Source organism: Bacillus cereus group sp. BfR-BA-01355 (assembly GCF_022663675.1).
Lineage (GTDB): Bacteria > Bacillota > Bacilli > Bacillales > Bacillaceae_G > Bacillus_A > Bacillus_A thuringiensis_S.
In genome coordinates this window covers 1-300 of sequence record NZ_JAKUFY010000371.1, presented here as the reverse complement: position 1 = coordinate 300, position 300 = coordinate 1, and the positions used below count along the sequence as shown (strand labels likewise).

The following is a 300-nucleotide window of genomic DNA, read 5'->3' as shown; positions in this document are numbered from 1 at the left end:
AGAATTTAATGATACGTACCATGCATATCCGAGAGATAAGACAGTAGCTGAACTGTTCGAAGAACAGGTAGAAAAGACGCCAAATCAGATTGCCGTAACTTTTGAAGATAAGGAAATAACATACAGGGAGCTCAACCAAAAAGCAAACGTCTTAGCTTATAAATTAAGAAGTCTTGGAATTCAGCCGAATGATTACGTTGCGATTATGGCGGAACGAAGTATAGAAATGATTATCGGGATTTACGGCATCATTAAAGCAGGTGCAGCATATGTACCGATGGATCCGACTTATCCGAAAGA

General features: G+C 39.3%; 1 protein-coding gene. It reads left to right on the top strand.

Features of this window, described 5'->3' with window-relative positions; all coding sequences use genetic code 11:
- Positions 1 to 300, top strand: a 300-nt coding sequence (locus tag MR167_RS32090; protein WP_242316283.1) for an AMP-binding protein, incomplete at both ends; no start/stop codon positions are given.